The organism is Aureimonas glaciei (assembly GCF_014643375.1).
Classification (GTDB): domain Bacteria; phylum Pseudomonadota; class Alphaproteobacteria; order Rhizobiales; family Rhizobiaceae; genus Plantimonas; species Plantimonas glaciei.
In genome coordinates this window covers 349,882-366,654 of the sequence record NZ_BMJJ01000001.1, presented here as the reverse complement: position 1 = coordinate 366,654, position 16,773 = coordinate 349,882, and the positions used below count along the sequence as shown (strand labels likewise).

General features: G+C 67.5%; 18 protein-coding genes. 6 read left to right on the top strand and 12 right to left on the bottom strand.

The features are described from left to right. Nucleotides 1-19: 19 nt before the first annotated feature. From IEX88_RS01690 to mutM, 11 genes are all read right to left on the bottom strand, one after another. Nucleotides 20-1,450 (bottom strand): aldehyde dehydrogenase family protein, encoded by a 1,431-nt coding sequence (locus IEX88_RS01690; RefSeq protein WP_188848821.1) that lies wholly within the window; start codon nucleotides 1,448-1,450, stop codon nucleotides 20-22. Nucleotides 1,451-1,581: 131 nt separating this feature from the next. After that, complete coding sequence (gene moeB / locus IEX88_RS01685; protein WP_188848820.1) at nucleotides 1,582-2,385, bottom strand: molybdopterin-synthase adenylyltransferase MoeB; 804 nt, start codon at nucleotides 2,383-2,385, stop codon at nucleotides 1,582-1,584. Next, nucleotides 2,385-3,506, bottom strand: a complete 1,122-nt coding sequence (gene recF, locus IEX88_RS01680; protein WP_188849276.1) for a DNA replication/repair protein RecF — start codon at nucleotides 3,504-3,506, stop codon at nucleotides 2,385-2,387. Before recF ends, moeB begins: the two co-directional genes overlap by 1 nt. 101 nt (nucleotides 3,507-3,607) lie before the next feature. Then, a complete protein-coding gene (gene dnaN, locus IEX88_RS01675; protein WP_188848819.1) occupies nucleotides 3,608-4,726 on the bottom strand; it encodes a DNA polymerase III subunit beta in 1,119 nt (372 codons plus the stop codon). 148 nt (nucleotides 4,727-4,874) lie between these two features. Next, the gene (dnaA, locus tag IEX88_RS01670) at nucleotides 4,875-6,377 is read right to left on the bottom strand and encodes a chromosomal replication initiator protein DnaA (protein ID WP_244639760.1); all 1,503 of its coding nucleotides are present in this window, start codon (nucleotides 6,375-6,377) and stop codon (nucleotides 4,875-4,877) included. A 107-nt stretch (nucleotides 6,378-6,484) separates the two neighbouring features. Then, nucleotides 6,485-6,916: a rhodanese-like domain-containing protein gene (locus tag IEX88_RS01665; RefSeq protein ID WP_188848818.1), complete on the bottom strand. Its 432-nt coding sequence runs from the start codon at nucleotides 6,914-6,916 to the stop codon at nucleotides 6,485-6,487. Nucleotides 6,917-7,593: 677 nt separating this feature from the next. After that, entirely contained in the window at nucleotides 7,594-7,872 is a 279-nt protein-coding gene (rpsT, locus tag IEX88_RS01660; RefSeq protein WP_188848817.1) for a 30S ribosomal protein S20, read from the bottom strand. Nucleotides 7,873-8,063: 191 nt separating this feature from the next. Further along, nucleotides 8,064-8,837, bottom strand: a complete 774-nt coding sequence (locus IEX88_RS01655) for an enoyl-CoA hydratase (protein ID WP_188848816.1) — start codon at nucleotides 8,835-8,837, stop codon at nucleotides 8,064-8,066. Nucleotides 8,838-8,914: 77 nt separating this feature from the next. Beyond that, complete coding sequence (locus IEX88_RS01650) at nucleotides 8,915-9,226, bottom strand: HigA family addiction module antitoxin (protein ID WP_188848815.1); 312 nt, start codon at nucleotides 9,224-9,226, stop codon at nucleotides 8,915-8,917. Between the two features lie 18 nt (nucleotides 9,227-9,244). Then, a complete protein-coding gene (locus IEX88_RS01645; protein WP_188848814.1) occupies nucleotides 9,245-9,526 on the bottom strand; it encodes a type II toxin-antitoxin system RelE/ParE family toxin in 282 nt (93 codons plus the stop codon). 98 nt (nucleotides 9,527-9,624) lie between these two features. Continuing rightward, nucleotides 9,625-10,527 (bottom strand): bifunctional DNA-formamidopyrimidine glycosylase/DNA-(apurinic or apyrimidinic site) lyase, encoded by a 903-nt coding sequence (mutM, locus tag IEX88_RS01640; protein ID WP_188848813.1) that lies wholly within the window; start codon nucleotides 10,525-10,527, stop codon nucleotides 9,625-9,627. 173 nt (nucleotides 10,528-10,700) lie between these two features. Between mutM and ubiE the strand changes: the two genes are divergently transcribed. The 6 genes from ubiE to dut all read left to right on the top strand — a co-directional run bounded on the left by ubiE (nucleotide 10,701) and on the right by dut (nucleotide 15,494). Continuing rightward, complete coding sequence (ubiE, locus tag IEX88_RS01635) at nucleotides 10,701-11,480, top strand: bifunctional demethylmenaquinone methyltransferase/2-methoxy-6-polyprenyl-1,4-benzoquinol methylase UbiE (RefSeq protein WP_188848812.1); 780 nt, start codon at nucleotides 10,701-10,703, stop codon at nucleotides 11,478-11,480. A 6-nt stretch (nucleotides 11,481-11,486) separates the two neighbouring features. After that, nucleotides 11,487-13,070 (top strand): 2-polyprenylphenol 6-hydroxylase, encoded by a 1,584-nt coding sequence (gene ubiB, locus IEX88_RS01630; RefSeq protein ID WP_188848811.1) that lies wholly within the window; start codon nucleotides 11,487-11,489, stop codon nucleotides 13,068-13,070. A 63-nt stretch (nucleotides 13,071-13,133) separates the two neighbouring features. Next, on the top strand, nucleotides 13,134-13,406 hold the full coding sequence (locus IEX88_RS01625; RefSeq protein ID WP_188848810.1) for a FitA-like ribbon-helix-helix domain-containing protein: 273 nt from the start codon (nucleotides 13,134-13,136) through the stop codon (nucleotides 13,404-13,406). Then, nucleotides 13,403-13,828 carry a type II toxin-antitoxin system VapC family toxin gene (locus tag IEX88_RS01620; protein WP_188848809.1) on the top strand — a complete coding sequence of 142 codons (426 nt, stop codon included), beginning with the start codon at nucleotides 13,403-13,405 and terminating at the stop codon, nucleotides 13,826-13,828. Before IEX88_RS01625 ends, IEX88_RS01620 begins: the two co-directional genes overlap by 4 nt. Then, nucleotides 13,825-15,048: a bifunctional phosphopantothenoylcysteine decarboxylase/phosphopantothenate--cysteine ligase CoaBC gene (gene coaBC / locus IEX88_RS01615; RefSeq protein ID WP_188848808.1), complete on the top strand. Its 1,224-nt coding sequence runs from the start codon at nucleotides 13,825-13,827 to the stop codon at nucleotides 15,046-15,048. The genes IEX88_RS01620 and coaBC overlap by 4 nt, the downstream gene beginning before the upstream one ends. Continuing rightward, a complete protein-coding gene (dut, locus tag IEX88_RS01610; protein ID WP_188848807.1) occupies nucleotides 15,045-15,494 on the top strand; it encodes a dUTP diphosphatase in 450 nt (149 codons plus the stop codon). The genes coaBC and dut overlap by 4 nt, the downstream gene beginning before the upstream one ends. A gap of 47 nt (nucleotides 15,495-15,541) precedes the next feature. Here dut and IEX88_RS01605 read toward each other — a convergent pair whose 3' ends face one another. After that, nucleotides 15,542-16,390 (bottom strand): GGDEF domain-containing protein, encoded by an 849-nt coding sequence (locus IEX88_RS01605; RefSeq protein ID WP_188848806.1) that lies wholly within the window; start codon nucleotides 16,388-16,390, stop codon nucleotides 15,542-15,544. Nucleotides 16,391-16,773: the final 383 nt, after the last annotated feature.

Genomic DNA, 16,773 nt, shown 5'->3' with positions numbered 1-16,773 from the left:
GTGGCGCCGCTACCGCCGATCAGGCGGCGCCGTAGCCGACGACGCCCTTGATCTCCAGGAACTCGGTCAGGCCGAAATCGGCATATTCGCGCCCGTTGCCCGACTGCTTGTAGCCGCCGAAGGGGGCGCCCGCGTCCCAGGCGGGATAGTTGATGTAGACCGTACCTGCCCGCATCTTCGCCGCGACCTTTCGGCCGCGCGCGAGATCGCCGGCCTGGATATAGGCGGCAAGGCCGTAGACCGTGTCGTTGGCCAGCTCGATCACCTGGTCTTCGCTGTCATAGGAGAGGATCGACAGGACGGGTCCAAAGATCTCCTCGCGCGCGATGGTCATGTCGGGCGTCACATGCGCAAACACCGTCGGGCGGACGAAGTAGCCGCGATTGGTGCCCTCGGGCAGGCCGGGGCCGCCGGCGACGAGGGTGGCGCCCTCCCGGATCCCGGTCTCGATCAGCGCCTGAATCTTGTCAAACTGCTGTTTCGAGACGACCGGGCCAAGGTTCGAGGTTTCGGCATCGGCGGGGCCGACCCGGAAAGTCGCGGCGGCACGGCCGGCGATCTCGGCGGCCTCGTCGTGGCGGTCGGCCGGCACGAACATCCGCGTCGGCGCATTGCAGGACTGGCCGGAATTGCCGAAGCAGGCCGTCACGCCCCGCGTGACCGCGGCTTCCAGGTCGACGTCGGGCAACAGGATGTTCGCCGACTTGCCGCCGAGCTCCTGATGCACGCGCTTGATCGTGTCGGCCGCGGCCTTGGCGACGAGGATGCCCGCGCGCGTGGACCCGGTGAAGGACATCATGTCGATGCCGGGATGGCGCGACATCGCCTCGCCGACGCCGGGACCATCGCCGTTGACGAGGTTGAACACGCCCTTCGGCACGCCCGCTTCCTCCATCATCTCAGCGAACAAGAGGCCGCTCGTCGGCGCGATTTCCGAGGGCTTCAGCACCATGGTGCAGCCGGCGGCGAGCGCCGGGGCGACCTTGCACATGATCTGGTTCATCGGCCAATTCCACGGCGTGATCATGCCGACGACGCCGATCGGCTCGCGCGCGATCAGCGTCGTGCCGCGCATCTCCTCGAAGACGAAGGTCTCGAGCGTCGCGATCATGCGTTCGAGATGCAGCGACCCCATCGCCGCCTGCGAGGCATGCGCCATTTTTCGCGGCGCGCCCATCTCGCGCGAGATCGTCGCCGCCATTTCGTCGTAGCGTCTCATGTAGACGGCGAGAAGCCGGCGCATCAGTGCCAGGCGCTCGTCGCGGCTGGTCTGCGAGAAGGTCGCGAAGGCCCGCCGGGCGGCGGCGACCGCCTTGTCGACGTCGGCGGCGCTGCCGAGGGAGATCTCGGTGAAGGCTTCCTCGGTCGAGGGATCGATGACGGGGAGCGTCGCGGGCACGACCGGGTCGACCCAGGCGCCGTCGATGTAGAACTTTTGCGCGTTGCTCATGGGGCGTCTCCTGCGTTGCCGACGGAGCCATTAACGCCGGCCGAAACGGCCGGTCAATCCGGGCGCGCCCGGCGGCCATCCTGCGGCGCGACGCCGCTGCCGCGGGCGGCACGCGGACAAGCAGGCGGGTCTCAGGCCGTGGAAGAGGCCGTTCCGGTCTTGCCGCGGCGGTAGCGGATGGTCTCGAAACGCATCTGCAGGACATCGACGAGAAGGAGGCGCCCGAGCAGCGGCTCGCCGATGCCGCAGACGAGCTTGATCGCTTCGGCGGCCGCCAGCGTGCCGAGAATGCCGGTGACGACGCCGAGAATGCCGGCCTCGGCGCAGCTCGGCACGAGTCCGGCCGGCGGCGCCTCGGGAAACAGGTCGCGGTAGCCGGGGTTTGGGTTCCCGTCGGCGGCCTCGGCATAGGGCATGAGCGTCGTCAGCGAACCGTTGAAGCGGTTCACCGCGGCCGTCACCAGCGGCCGTTCCGCCGCGGCGCAGAGATCGGCGAGGGCGTAGCGGGTGGCGAAATTGTCCGAGCCGTCGATGACGAGGTCGTAGGCGGAAACGATTCCCGCGCCATTGGCAGGGTCGATCCGGAGCGCGTGCGGCACGACGGCGGCATGCGGGTTGAGGGCGGCGACGCGCTCGGCGGCGCTGTCGAGTTTGGACCGCCCGATGTCGGCGGTGCCGTGCAGCACCTGGCGCTGCAGGTTGGAGAGCGACACCGTGTCGTCGTCGACGATGCCGATCGTGCCGACACCGGCGGCGGCGAGATACAGCACCACCGGCGAGCCGATGCCGCCGGCGCCGATGACGAGGATTCTCGCCCGCTTCAGCTTCTGCTGGCCCGAGCCGCCGACCTCGGGCAGGACGATGTGACGAGCATAGCGGCCGAGCTCATCGGGGGTTAGGGGCGGCGACAGCGGCTCGTTCGTCCTCTCCGGCATTATCCCACTCTCCCATCGTCGACGCGCAGATGCTGCGCGCGGCCCTGCAACGCCTCGAACAGCGAGGCGTCGGTGCCGGTCATGAAGGATTGCACGCCGAGCCCGTCGATGATGTCGAACAGCGCCGCGCGCCGGCCGGGATCGAGATGGGCGGCGATCTCGTCGAGGAGAAGCACGGGCGCGGTGCCGCTCATCGCCCGGACCAGCTTGGCATGGGCGAGAATCAGGCCGATCAGGAGCGCCTTCTGCTCGCCGGTCGAGGACAGGGCGGCCGGCATCGCCTTGGCGCGATGGGTGACGGCGAGGTCGGCGCGGTGCGGCCCCTCCAGCGTGCGGCCGGCGGCGCGATCGAGGCTGCGTTGGCGGGCGAGGCGCTCCCGCGCCGCATCCTCGAGCGCGACGGCCGGGCCGCCGAGATCCTCGGTCGCGTAGCCGCTGGAGAGGAGAAGGTCGGCCTTCGGGAACGGCTGGTCGGCCGGCGCCTCGGCGATCATCGCCTGGAGCAGGCCGACGAGTTCGCCGCGGGCGATCGCCATGGCAAGGCCGAGTTCGGCCATCTGCGCCTCGATGCCCGACAGCCAGGAATCGTGGCCGCGATCCTCCGACAGAAGGCGGTTGCGCGAGCGCATGGCGCGTTCGTAGTCGGTCGCCCGGCGGCCATGGGCGGGATCGACGGTGAGGACGAGCCGGTCGAGAAAGCGGCGGCGGTCGCCGGCCGGCCCGGTGAAGAGCCCGTCCATCGCCGGGGTCAGCCAGACGATGCGTAGGTGATCCAGCATCTCGTCGGCGCTTTTCGCCTGCGTCTCGTTGATCCGCACGATGCGCGACAGGGCGCCGGCGGCATCGGGGCGAACGGAGGTGGCGATGTCGACCTCGCCGTCCTCGCCGAGGAGCTTTGCCTGCACGGCAAAGCCGCCGCTGCCGCCGACGCGGGCGATCTCGGGATAGGCGGCGCGGCGAAGGCCCCGCCCCGGCGTCAACAGCGACACGGCTTCCATGAGGTTGGTCTTGCCCGCGCCGTTCTCGCCGGTGAGGACGGTAAAGCGCGAGTCGAGCTCGAGCCGGAGCACGTCGTAATTGCGGAAATCGGCCAGGCGCAGGCTGGTCAGCCGCGACGGCAGGGCCAGCGGCACGGACACCGGCCCGCGCTGCGCCTCGGGACCCGTCGCCGGGTCCGACGCAGGCGGCGTCCGATGATCGTCATGGGGAAACGTGACGGGCGTCACACCCGCATGGGCATCAGCACGTAGAGCGTGCCGTCGTCGCCGCCGTCCTTGATCAGCGTCGGGGAGCCAGGATCGGCGAGCATGAACACCGCCTCGTCGCCGGACAGCTGGCCGGTGATGTCGAGGAGATAGCGCGCGTTGAAGCCGATCTCGATGTCGTCGGACTCGTAGCCGACGGCGAGTTCTTCCGTCGCCGTACCCGAATCCGGGCTGTTGACCGTCAGCGTCAGCTGGCCCGCGGTGACGGCGAGCTTCACCGCGCGGCCGCGCTCCGAGGAGATCGTCGACACGCGGTCGACCGCGGCCGAAAACGACTGCCGGTCGAGCGTCAGCGCCTTGTCGTTGCCCTGCGGAATGACGCGCTGGTAGTCCGGAAAAGTGCCGTCGATGAGCTTCGAGGTCATCACGACCGGGCCGATGGTAAAGCGGATCTTGGAATCCGACAGCTCGACCAGGATGTCGTCGCCGCCGTCGTCGAGCAGCTTCTGCAGCTCGCCGACCGTTTTCCGGGGGATGATGATGCCGGGCATGCCTTCGGAACCGGCGGGCGCCTCCATCTCGGCGCGGGCGAGACGGTGGCCGTCGGTGGCGACGGCGCGCAGCCGCAGCTTGCCCTCGGATTCAATGGTGTGGAGAAAGATGCCGTTCAGATAGTAGCGGGTCTCCTCGGTCGAGATCGCGAACTGCGTACGCTCGACGAGGCGGGCGAGCGCGGACGCGGCGATCTTGAAGGAGTGCGAGAAGGTGCCGGCGGTGATGTCGGGAAAGTCGGATTCCGGCAGGCACTGCAGGCGAAAATTCGAGCGGCCCGAGGTCACCGTCATCTGGCTGCCCTCGGCATTCGTCGCGAGCTTTACCTCGGAGCCGTCGGCGAGCTTGCGCACTATGTCGTAGAGAAGGTGGGCGGGGACCGTCGTCGCCCCCTCCTGCTCGCCATTGGCCGCCACCGTTTCGGTGATCTCGAGGTCGAGGTCGGTCGCCTTCAGCCTGAGCGCGCCGTCCTCGGTCTTGACGAGGACGTTGGACAGAATCGGGATGGTGTTGCGCCGCTCGACCACGCGGTGGACGTGACCCAGCGTCTTCAACAGGTTGGAACGCTCGATGATGATACGCATGTGAGGCAACCAATTCGTTCGAAGAAGCGCCCGATGCGGGCGCTCCCCGCGGGAGTCCGAACCTTTTAGAGACTCGGGGACCGGTTGAAAAGCCTTCGCCCGTATGCCGTCCGCGACGGGGCGGCAGCGGCGGGAAGGGCTTTCCGGCCTATTCCTCGATCATGCGACGGATGAGGTCGAGCTCCTCGCCGAGCTTCTCGTCCTTCGCCCGCTCACCCTCGATCTTGCGCACCGCGTGCAGGACCGTCGTGTGGTCGCGGCCGCCGAAGCGCCGGCCGATCTCGGGCAGCGAGCGCGGCGTCATCGTCTTCGCCAGATACATGGCGATCTGCCGAGGGCGCACGATGGTGCGCGTGCGCCGGGCCGAGAGGATGTCGGTGCGCGAGATGTTGTAGTGGCGCGAGACGAATTTGAGGATGTCCTCGATCCGGATGCGCTTCTCGCCATTGGTGCGGGTCAGCGAGTTCAAGAGATCGTCGAGATGATCGGCCGAGAGCGGCTGGCCGACGGCATGGCGGAAGGCGATCTGGTTGAAGGCGCCTTCGAGGTCGCGGCCCGAGCCGATCACGCGGCGGGCAATGGTGTCGACCACCTTGTCGTCGATGGCAAAGCTCGGATCCTCGAGCTTCAGCGCCGCAGTGCGCGTGGTCAAAATCTCCTTGCGCATCTCGAAATCGGGCGCGGCCATTTCGATGGCGACGCCGCCGGCGAGGCGCGATCGGACACGCGCGTCGAGCGACTCCAGCTCGAAGGCCGGCCGGTCGGCGGCGACGATCACCTGCCGGGCCGAATCGATCAGCGCGTTGAGAAGGTGGCAGAACTCCTGCTGGATCGACTTGCCCTGCAGGAACTGCATGTCGTCGATGATCAGGATGTCGATGCCGCGCAGGTTCTCCTTGAAGTCGAGGGCCTGGTTGTCGCGGATGGCGGTGGCGAAGCGCCACATGAAATATTCGGCCGTGAGGTAGACGACGCGCGGCTGGTCGGCGCGCCGCGTCGCAGCGTTGGCGATCGCCTGCAGGAGATGCGTCTTGCCGAGGCCGACATTGGCATGGACGAAGAGCGGGTTGAAGCGGACGGACTGCGGGCCGTTCTCGGCGATCGCCCGGGCCGCGGCGAGCGCCACGCGGTTCGACGCGCCCTCGACGAAGGTGTCGAAGACGTAGCGGTTGTCGAGCGGCGAGCCAAAGCCGTTGCCGCTATGGGGACCGGCCGGCGAGCCCGCCCGCTCGCGCGGACCGGCATCGAAGGCCGGGACGGTCGACTGGTTGGCCGGCGCCGGCGCCCCCGTCGCTTGCCCCTTATGCTCGGCCGCGGCCGCGGCCGAGGCGACCAGCGCCAGTTCCCGGGCGGCGGCGGCGGCCTGGCTGCGGATGGCCGAGCGCACGGCGATGTCGACCTTCAGCGTCCCCGGCACTTCCTCGGCGAAGATCGCGAGAAGCACGTCGCTGTAATGGGAGTTGATCCAGGTCTTCAGGAAGGCGGTTGGGACGGAGAGGCGCACCAGGCCCTTGGAAACCTCGTCGATCTTCATGCGCTCAAACCAGCTGGCGAAGATGTCCTGGCCGAGTTGCGCCTTGAGGCGGGCCTTGGCCCGCTCGAGAATCTCGACCTCGTTCCGCAAGCCGCTGATCGCCTGAATTTCTGCCATGCCGTCGTCGTCCGTTCTGTTCTTGCGTCCGTCCCCGACGGCATTGGCTGGTTGTGGAAGCCCCCGCGGGCGCATCGGCAGCGGCTCGCGGGCTCGCATCACGACGCTCATCGCTGCATCCAGGGCAGCGCCGCCGCCTTCCAGCCCGCCGACGTGCCCCGGTGGCCCTCTCCGTCCGGCGGCCCCTCGAAGCCGTCCAGCACGTTGAAGCAGCGGGAATAGCCTGCCGCCGTCAGGGCCGAAGCGCCCGCGATGCTGCGAACCCCGGAGCGGCAGAGGAAGTAGATAGCCGACGCCGGGGTTCCGCCGGCCTCGGAGATTTGCCGGGCCAAGGTCTCGGCGAAACCGGGATCGACGCTCATGGAGGGGAAACTCTGCCATTCCTGGAAAAGCGGCATCCGTCCGCCCGGCAGGACGGGGAAGCCGACATAGGTCCACTCGGCCCGCGTTCGCACGTCGACGAGAAAGGAATCGGAATTTTGGCTGAGAGACTCCCAGCATGTCGCGACGGTGACATCCCCCGCATAGGCATCGGCCATGGTCAAAATCCTCACCTCGCCCGGCCCCCTGGGAGGCCGCGCGGTCCTACGCAATATCGATTTGTTGAACGGTCTAAACCCTGGAAATGCTTACCCAGAGCCTAATCACTAACAGCGCAGTCTAAAGATTTAGCGCTGAATCCTCTAGCCCGCCAAAAACACTTGGATAGGCTGCGTTATCCCCACACTTAGTCTTTTCGTTCTCTTGTCTGAGTTTTGAAAATACGCATGCGGCACAGCCGGAGCAAGCCGAGTCATGGCTGAATCAGCGAGGGGGGCCGCCACCTGTGTCCGACCGGCCATGCCCGGTCCCGGGCCCGTGACCACAAGGCGTTGAATGCCCTGAATTTTCGGCAATCGTCGACTGAGCGAAAAGGAGGCTATCTTTAAATTTGGAAATTTTCGTGACGAGCCGCTTGACTCAAGGGGTTGCCAAAAATTGCTTAGCCGGCAGCAAAGAGGCAAACGGCGACCTTCGGCAAGGCTTTGAAATAATTGAATTTAATCTGCTGCCGCGGCATCTGGAGCCGAAAGCGCCCACAAGGTCGTGACACTTCGATGACATGCCGCAGAATCGGGCAATTCGCCCCTCGCTTCGGCCGCAAAAGCCGTCAGCCGGAATCAAAAAGGGCCCGACATGGTCGGGCCCTGACAGTATAGATCCGGTGGGCTTTCGATTAAACGGCGGCGACGGCGCCGACAGCGTTCACCCGGCTCGCCAGGCGCGAAACCTTGCGGGACGCGGTATTCTTGTGCCACACGCCGCGCGACACGGCGCGCATCAGTTCCGGCTCGGCCGCCTTGAAGGCGAGCTGGGCGGCATCCTTGTCGCCGGTCAGGATGGCTTCCTCGACCTTGCGCAGAAAGCCCCGGACGCGCGAACGACGGTTCTTGTTCACCGCGGTGCGGGTCTCGATCTTGCGGGTGGCCTTCTTGGCCGACGGCGTATTGGCCATGGTGGGTCTCTCTCGTCGTTGGTGATCGTGTCGAGCCTGACGTTTCGCAAAACCGAGCGGACGAAGCCACGACTAAGAACGGCGCCGCCCTGGCGCCGCCGAATATCGAAGCTGCTTATAGGCGGCGCCCCGGTCCTCGTCAACCGTCCAGCGGGGGCATCGGCCACAGAGTTTTTGCCACTCCGGCCCGCTCAGCGATGACGAAATTGAGCCGGGCGCTTTTCGACGAAGGCCGCCATTCCCTCGCTCTGGTCGTCCAGCGCGAACGTCGAGTGGAACTGCCGCCGCTCGAAGCGCAGCCCTTCCGCCAGGCTCGTCTCGAAGGCGCGGTTGACGGCCTCCTTCACCATCAACGTCGCCGGCAGCGAGAAGCCGGCGATCTTCTCGGCCGCCGCGATCGCCGTCTCGAGCAGGTCGCCGGCCGGCACGACGCGTGCCACGAGGCCGCAGCGCTCGGCCTCCTCGGCGTCCATCATCCGGCCGGTGAGGCAGAGGTCCATGGTCTTGGCCTTGCCGATCGAGCGCGCCATGCGCTGCGTGCCGCCCATGCCGGGCAGGACGCCGAGGGTGATCTCCGGCTGGCCGAATTTGGCCGTGTCGGCGGCAATGATGAAGTCGCACATCATGGCCAATTCGCAGCCGCCGCCGAGCGCAAAGCCCGCGACCGCCGCGATCATCGGCTTGCGCGTCGCAGCGACCTGGTCCCAGCCGCCGGCAAAATCACCGAGATAGGCGTCGGCGAAGCCGAGAGGCTGCATCTCCTTGATGTCGGCGCCGGCGGCAAAGGCCTTTTCCGAGCCGGTGATCACGATGGCGCCGATGCCCTCGTCGCGGCCGAGCTCGCCGAGCGCGGCCGAAAGCTCACCGAGCAGCGCCGTGTTCAGCGCATTCAGCGCCTTCGGGCGGTCGAGCGTCACCACGGCGACTCGGCCCCGCCGCTCCAGCCTGATCGTCTCGTAGGTCATCGGTCACGCCCTCCCGCTGTGTCTCTGTTGGGCAGTAGCATAAGGAGTGCCGGTGCGGGGGCAAGCGCTCAGCCGCTTCAGGCAGCCATGGGGCCGCCCTCCAGCGGGATGATCGCCTGCAAGGCCGCGGCGATGTCCCTCTCCGTCGTTTCGATGTCGAAGGCGGTCTGGAAACTCATCCAGAACTGCGGCGACATGCCGAAGAACCGGGCCAGTCTCAACGCGGTATCAGGCGTCACCGCCACTTCCTCCCGCACGATCCGCTCGATCCGCGTTCTCGGCAGATTGAGCTTTTTTGCCAGGGCGCCGGGACTCATTCCCAAAGGCACCAGAAACTCCTCCCGTAGATACTCGCCGGGATGGACGGTGCGGGCGAACTTGATCGTCATGTCAGGGTCCTCCGCAGATCAATGATAGTCGACGATCTCGACATCCTCGGCACCAGCATCCGTCCAGCGGAAGCAGATGCGCCACTGGTCGTTGATGCGGATCGAATGCTGCCCCTGCCTTTCTCCAGAAAGCTTCTCCAGATGGTTTCCCGGCGGGGATCGCAGATCATTCAGATCCTCGGCAAAATGCAGCGCCCGCAGCCGGCGCTCGGCTCTGGAAACGATGTCTGCCGGAAAGCCCTTCGGCGCCCGACCGGCCGCCACCGCTTCGACAAACCGGCCTCTGGTCGAAACGATCACCCTGTCAGCCTCCTCTCTGTATCGTATGATGATACAGAGGCTTGTCAATGGTCACTGACATCGAGAAGAGCGGGAGCGGCCCAGGGCGCCAAGCGGGTTCAGCGCTGGCAGACCGGACAGAAGAAAGTCGAGCGGCCGGACTGGACGAGGCGGGCGACGATGCCGCGGCAGCCGGGATGGCGGCAGGGCTGGTCCTCGCGGTCGTAGACCGCGAAGGAATGCTGGAAATAGCCGAGCGAGCCGTCGGCCTGGCGGTAGTCGCGCAGCGACGAGCCGCCGGCTTCGATGGCGTCGGCGATGGTTTCGCGGATCTGGGTGGCGAGGAGGTTCAGCCGCGCCGTCGGCTGGCCGTCCTTGCGCACCAAAGTGCCGGCGGCGCGGCGCGGCGACAGCTTTGCCCGCCACAGCGCCTCGCAGACATAGATATTGCCGAGGCCCGCAATCAGCTTCTGGTCGAGCAGCACCGCCTTCAGGGGCGCCGCCTTGCCGGCAAACATTGGTGCCAGCGCCGCGCCGTCGAGCGCATTGCCGGTCGGCTCGATCCCGAGGGCGCCGAGATGGGGATGGTTCTCCATGTCGCCGGCATCGTGCAGCGTCATGTAGCCGAAGCGGCGGGGATCGTTGAAGACGACGGTGAGATCCCCCCATTGCGGCGAATCGAGGTGGAACAGCACGTGGTCGTGGGTGCGCGCCTCCGAGCGCGGATGGTGGAAGGCGCCGGGAAGGATCGAGGCATCAGGTGATTCCATCCGGAACGAGCCGGACATGCCGAGATGCATGGCCAGCATCAACCCCGCGGAATCATCGGCGATGTGCGCCAAGAGGTATTTCGCCCGCCGCCCGAGGCTCTCGATCCGCCGGCCCTCGAGCCGGCCGGCGAAATTCTCCGGCAAGGGAAAGCGCAGGTCCGGGCGCTTCAGCTCGACGCGGCGGATCAGCGCCCCTTCCATGAAGGGCTGCAGGCCGCGGCGAACCGTCTCCACCTCTGGCAATTCGGGCATGGCAGCTTAAGTCCTCGGAAAAAGGTGTCGTCCGCGTGGGGCGGCGCCAAGTCTGTGGACGCCAGACATGGCCTGTCCGCTTCCGTTCCGCTAGAGGAAGCGCAGGCCGGCGCTCGATCGCTCCCGCCCACCGCCCGCGCCGAACGGCGCTGGTCCGTCAGAAGGTTCAAGAGATGTCGCGAAGCCGCGTTACCGGTGCCGAGGGAATGGAGACGACCTACGGCTTTGAGTCCGTCGGCGGTGCCAGCGAGAAGCAGGCGCGCGTCAACGAGGTGTTCCACCGCGTCGCCGAGCGCTACGACCTGATGAACGACCTGATGTCGGGCGGCCTGCACCGGATCTGGAAATCGGCCATGGTCTCCTGGCTCGCCCCGTCCAAGCGCCCCGGTTGGCGCTTCGTCGACGTCGCCGGCGGCACCGGCGACATCGCCTTCCGCATCGTCGAGGCCTCGAACGGCGCGGCGACGGGCACGGTGCTCGACATCAACGGCTCGATGCTGGCCGTCGGCGCCGAGCGGGCGGAAAAGCGCAAGCTGTCGGACAATCTCACCTTCGTCGAAGGCAATGCCGAAAGCCTCGACCTGCCGGACAGCGCCTTCGACGCCTATACGATCGCCTTCGGCATCCGCAACGTGCCGCGCATCGACCTGGCGCTCGCCGAAGCTTTTCGCGTGCTGAAGCCGGGCGGACGGTTCCTGTGCCTGGAATTCTCCGAGGTCGATCTGCCGGTGCTCGACAAGCTGTATGAGGCCTGGTCGTTCAAGGCGATTCCGGCGATCGGCAAGGTCGTCGCCGGCGACCGAGAGTCCTACGAATACCTCGTCGAATCGATCCGCCGCTTCCCCAACCAGGCGAATTTCGAGACCGCCATCCGGCAGGCGGGCTTCGAACGCGTGACGCACCGCAACCTGTCCGGCGGCATCGCGGCGATGCATTCCGGCTGGAAGCTGTAGCGCAAGGTGGCCAATCCCGTCCTCGGCATCCTGGCGCTGGTGCGCGCCGCCTATGTTCTGGCGCGCGAAGGCGTCGTCTCCTCGCTGCCTTCCGATGGCCTGACGGCCGGCCCCTTGCTGGCCTATCGCCTCGCCGGCCTCATGGCGCGCAAATCCGCCGACGAGGCGGAGCGCTCGATCAAGCTGTCGCGGGCGCTGAACCGGCTCGGACCCTCCTATGTCAAACTCGGCCAGTTCCTGGCGACGCGGCCCGACATCGTCGGGCTCAAGATCGCGGGGGAGCTGGCGAGCCTTCAGGACAGCGTGCCGCCCTTCCCCAAGGCGGAGGCGATCGCCGAGATCGAGGTCTCGCTCGGGCGGCGCATCGACGACCTCTACCTGGAGTTCGGCGAGGTCGTCGGCGCCGCCTCCATCGCGCAGGTCCACCGGGCGCGGGTGCGCGACCGCGAAGGGCGCGAGCGCGACGTTGCGGTCAAGGTCATCCGCCCTGGCGTACGCCTGCGCTTCCTGCGCGAGCTCGAGGCCTTCGCCTTCATCGCCCGCTTTCTCGAGCGCTTCGTCAAATCCTCGCGGCGGCTGCGGCCGATCGCCGTGGTCGAGACGCTGGCGCAGTCGACGCGGATCGAGATGGATCTGAGGCTCGAGGCCGCCGCTTCCTCGGAAATGGCCGAGAACGTCGCGGACGACCCGTATTTCCGGGTGCCGACCATCGATTGGGAGCGCACCGGCCGCGACGTTTTGACGATGGAGTGGATCGACGGCATCAAAATGAACGACGTCGCCGCGGTGACGGCGGCCGGCCACGACCTGCCGGCGCTCGGCGTCAACGTCGTGCAGTCTTTCCTGCGCCACTCGATGCGCGACGGCTTCTTCCATGCCGACATGCATCCGGGCAATCTCTTCGTCGCGCCGGACGGCACCATCGTCGCCGTCGACCTCGGCATCGTCGGCCGGCTCAGCGCCGATTCCCGGCGGTTCCTCGCCGAAATCCTCTACGGCTTCATCCGCCGCGACTACAAGCGCGTCGCCGAGGTGCATTTCGAGGCGGGCTACGTGCCGCGCAACCAGGACGTCCTGTCCTTCGCGCAGGCACTGCGCGCGATCGGCGAGCCGATCCACGGCCAGCCGGCCGAGACCATCTCGATGGGCCACCTGCTGACGCTGCTGTTCGAGGTGACCGAGCTGTTCGAGATGCGCACGCGGCCCGAGCTCATCCTCCTGCAGAAGACCATGGTCGTCGTCGAGGGCGTCGCCCGCTCCTTCGACCCGAAATTCAACATGTGGGTCGCGGCCGAGCCGGTCGTGTCGGAATACATCCTGTCCGAGCTCGGGCCGGCGGCGAAGCTGCGCGACGCCCGCGACGGGCTGGAAGCCCTGATGCGCATCGCCAAGCGCCTGCCGCAGTTTGCCGACGGCATCGAGATCCTCGCCCACCAGATGCCCGAGCTGATCGAGAACGGCCTGCGCATCAACGACGACACGCTGGTGGAGCTCGCCCAGGACACCCGCCTCGGCATCATTTCCGGCCACATCGCGCAATGGGTGACGGCGCTGGCGCTGGTCGGGATCGCGGTCGGACTGTTGACGTGAGAGACGTTGCCAGCGGTCCGCCCCGGTCCTAGAATTCCCGCCGGTCAGGCCGGAGGGCGCAGCATGGCGAGCATGACGATCCACAACCTCGACGACGGCGTGATGAAGGCGCTGGAGGCGCAAGCCGCGCGCAAAGGCGTGTCGGCTGAAGACGAAGCCCGGCGACTGCTGGGCGCCGGGGTGGAAGCGCCGGGATCGGCCGAGGACATTTCACGCGAGACTGCGTGGGAACGCCTGCAGCGATTCAAAGAGGAAATTGGCGGCGGCATCGATTTCGAACTGGAACTACCCGACCGCAAGTCGTGGAAAATGCGACCCGTCGATCTCGGTGAATGATCATCCTCGACACCAATCTCGTCTCCGAGTTGATCAAGCCTGCGCCCGCGACGGTGGTGGCGTCGTGGTTCATGTCACTCGACCGAACAGACGTTGCGCTGAGTTCCGTCACCCTCTTCGAAATCCGCTTTGGTCTGAAACTCCTTCCGCCCTCGGCGAGACGGCAAAGGCTTGAGCTTGCCTATCGGGAGATCAAGGACGCCGGGTTGTTCGGGCCTCTGCTGCCGTTCGGACCCGCGACAGCGGAACACGCTGCCGATATTTTTGTCAGACGACGGCAGATGGGGCGCCCCGTGGAAATTCCCGATTGCCTCATCGCCGGGACCGTGCTGGAGCACGGGGCCACGCTCGCCACCCGGAACGTCCGGGATTTCGAGGGCGTCGGCCTGTCGCTGATCAATCCCTGGGATACTGCATCGTGAATACGCTTTCGGCCAAGCGCATCCTCCTCGTCGTCGGCGGCGGCATCGCCGCCTACAAGGCGCTGGATCTCATCCGCCGGCTGCGCGAGCGCGGCGCGACGGTGATTCCGGTGATGACGCGGGCGGCCGGCGAATTCGTCACCGCTTTGTCGGTCGGCGCGCTCGCCGGGGGGCATGTCTATGGCGAGCTGTTCGACCGCGAGGACGAGCAGGATGTCGGCCATATCCGGCTCGCCCGCGACTGCGACGCCATCGTCGTCGCGCCGGCGACGGCAGACCGCATGGCGATGCTGGCGACAGGGCGAGCCGACGATCTGGCCGCGGCCGTGCTCCTGGCGGCGCGCGTGCCCGTCCTCATCGCTCCGGCGATGAACCCGGCCATGTGGGATCATCCCGCTACGCGCCGCAATCTGGCGCAGCTCGAGGCCGACGGCGTGCATGTCGTCGGCCCGAGAGCCGGCGAGATGGCGGAGAAGAACGAAGCGGGCCTCGGCCGCATGGCCGAGCCGCTGGAGATCGTTGCCGCGCTGGAAGAACTCCTTTCCCCCGTCGCACAAAGCCTCAGCGGGCGGCACGCGGTGGTCACCTCAGGGCCGACGCACGAGCCGATTGACCCGGTGCGCTACATCGCCAACCGCTCTTCCGGCCGCCAGGGCCACGCCATCGCCGCGGCCCTCGCTCGTCGTGGCGCGCGGGTGACCCTCGTCTCCGGCCCGGTCACGATCGCGACGCCGGCGGGCGTCGATCTCGTTGCGGTGGAAACCGCGCGCGAGATGCTGGCGGCGGTGGAAGATGCACTGCCGGCCGACATCGCCGTCTTCGTCGCGGCGGTGGCCGACTGGCGCAGCGCTGATGCCGCCGACAGCAAGATGAAAAAGGGACCGGGCGGCCCGCCGGCGCTGGCGCTGGTCGAAAATCCGGACATCCTCGCCACCACCGGCCACCACCGCGCGCGGCCGCGCCTCGTCGTCGGCTTCGCCGCCGAGACCAACGACCTCCTCGCCAACGCCGTCGCCAAGCTCGACCGCAAGGGCGCCGACATGATCGTCGCCAACGACGTCTCGAAGGGGGGCGCCGACCAGGGCGTCATGGGCGGGGCGACGAACACCGTCCATCTCGTGACAAGGTCGGGCAGCGAGGCCTGGCCGCAGATGACGAAGGAAGCGGTCGCCGAAAAACTGGCGGACCGCCTGGCCGTGCTTTTGGAGACTGCCCCGTGACCGCCCCCATCGTCCGCTTCGTCCGCCTGCCCCATGCCGGCGACCTGCCTTTGCCCGCTTACCAGAGCCCTGGCGCCGCAGGCGCGGACCTGATGGCGGCCTTGGCCGAGCCCCTGGTGCTCGAGCCCGGCGCACGGGCGCTGGTGCCGTCCGGCCTGCAGGTCGCCGTCCCCGAAGGGTTCGAGATGCAGGTGCGGCCGCGCTCCGGCCTGGCCGCCAAGCACGGCGTCACCGTCCTCAACGCGCCCGGCACGGTCGACAGCGACTATCGCGGCGAGGTGATGGCGATCCTCGTCAATCACGGGGAAGCCGACTTCACCATTCGGCATGGCGACCGCATCGCCCAGATCGTCATCGCGCCAGTGGTCGTGGCCGCCTTCGAGGCGGTCGACGCGCTGGACGAGAGCGCGCGCGGCAGCGGCGGTTTCGGCTCCACGGGCGTGTGAGACGCGGCCTCTGGCTTTGGCGGCGGTCCCGGGCGGTAGGGGGCCGTCTATCCCGCGCGCTGGCGGCCGCCATCGCGCACCACGGTGCCCGCGAGCTCGCGCGTCAACGCCCCCGTGGCGCCCGTATTGTCGCCGGGACGGCGAACGAGGCGCGCCATGTTGGCAAGGTCGACGCGATTGCGACCGTTCCGCTTGGCCTTATAGAGGTTGGCGTCGGCGGCCCGATAGATCATGTCGTAGGGCATCGCGTTCTGGAAGGTGACGCCGCCGAGGCTGACCGACAGCCGGGTCGGCTGGGCGATCGGGCCGACGGTGAGCCCGTTGATCGCCACGCGCAGCCGTTCGGCAACGAGGCGGGCCTCCTCGAATCCGGCATTGCGCAGAAGGATGCCGAACTCCTCGCCGCCGATCCGACCGACGATGTCGTCCTGGCGCAACGAGCGCCGCAGTGTCGTGGCGATGGCGATCAGCGCCTGGTCGCCGGTGGCGTGGCCGAGCCGGTCATTGATACGCTTGAAGTGGTCGGCGTCGAGAATCAGCAGCGTGAAGGACTGGCCGTCGGTCCGGCGCCGGCCGAGATGGCGCAGCTCGCCTTCCACCTCCGCCCGGAAGGTCGTCTTGTTCAAAACCTTGGTCAGCCCGTCGCGCGTCGCCTTGTCGAACAGCACGGTATTGTCCGCGCGCAGGCCGGCCACGCGGGCGATGATGTAGATCTGGATGGGCACGGCGCTGAGGAAGATGGCGCTGAGCGAGAACACGACGGCCGCCCGGGCGGACTCGAAGCCGAAACCATCGAAGTAGTGATAGGCAGCGACCACCGTCACGGCCCCCATCGCCGCCGTCAGCCCGAGCGTCTCGAAGCAGATGCGCTTGATGGATTCCAGATGCTGGGACAAGACGTTAGCCTCTCGGAACAGAACAGGATTCGACTGTGGCCGTGCCGCCTTGCCGAAGTGTGAATTCAGACACTCGACTTGCGCGTGTCGTCGATTCATTTGCGGGAGACCGCCAGGAGAGCCGCAGCGGCGCCTGCCGCCCCTGCTCCGGGGCCGGTCCGGGGCCTCCGTCTCGCCCGCGCATCTCGACGCGGCAGGAAAGGCCGTGCCCGATTCGGCAGGCCGCCGGAAAGATGTTTCGTCTCCCGTGCCGCATCCGAAAGCCCTGGGTCTCGCGAACCGCGCGGTTTGCCCTATTGTGGACGGGAAGCGGGAGCGGTCCCGGCGCATCGGCCATGCCGGCGACCGGCCGCCTTCCCAGCATGCATCGGAACAGGGAGCGA

Coding starts and splice junctions, on each gene's coding strand:
- IEX88_RS01690 (WP_188848821.1), bottom strand. CDS start 1,450: ATGAGCAACGCGCAAAAGTTCTACATCGACGGCGCCTGGGTCGACCCG.
- moeB (WP_188848820.1), bottom strand. CDS start 2,385: ATGCCGGAGAGGACGAACGAGCCGCTGTCGCCGCCCCTAACCCCCGAT.
- dnaN (WP_188848819.1), bottom strand. CDS start 4,726: ATGCGTATCATCATCGAGCGTTCCAACCTGTTGAAGACGCTGGGTCAC.
- dnaA (WP_244639760.1), bottom strand. CDS start 6,377: ATGGCAGAAATTCAGGCGATCAGCGGCTTGCGGAACGAGGTCGAGATT.
- IEX88_RS01665 (WP_188848818.1), bottom strand. CDS start 6,916: ATGGCCGATGCCTATGCGGGGGATGTCACCGTCGCGACATGCTGGGAG.
- rpsT (WP_188848817.1), bottom strand. CDS start 7,872: ATGGCCAATACGCCGTCGGCCAAGAAGGCCACCCGCAAGATCGAGACC.
- IEX88_RS01655 (WP_188848816.1), bottom strand. CDS start 8,837: ATGACCTACGAGACGATCAGGCTGGAGCGGCGGGGCCGAGTCGCCGTG.
- IEX88_RS01650 (WP_188848815.1), bottom strand. CDS start 9,226: ATGACGATCAAGTTCGCCCGCACCGTCCATCCCGGCGAGTATCTACGG.
- mutM (WP_188848813.1), bottom strand. CDS start 10,527: ATGCCCGAATTGCCAGAGGTGGAGACGGTTCGCCGCGGCCTGCAGCCC.
- ubiE (WP_188848812.1), top strand. CDS start 10,701: ATGTCGCGAAGCCGCGTTACCGGTGCCGAGGGAATGGAGACGACCTAC.
- IEX88_RS01625 (WP_188848810.1), top strand. CDS start 13,134: ATGGCGAGCATGACGATCCACAACCTCGACGACGGCGTGATGAAGGCG.
- IEX88_RS01620 (WP_188848809.1), top strand. CDS start 13,403: ATGATCATCCTCGACACCAATCTCGTCTCCGAGTTGATCAAGCCTGCG.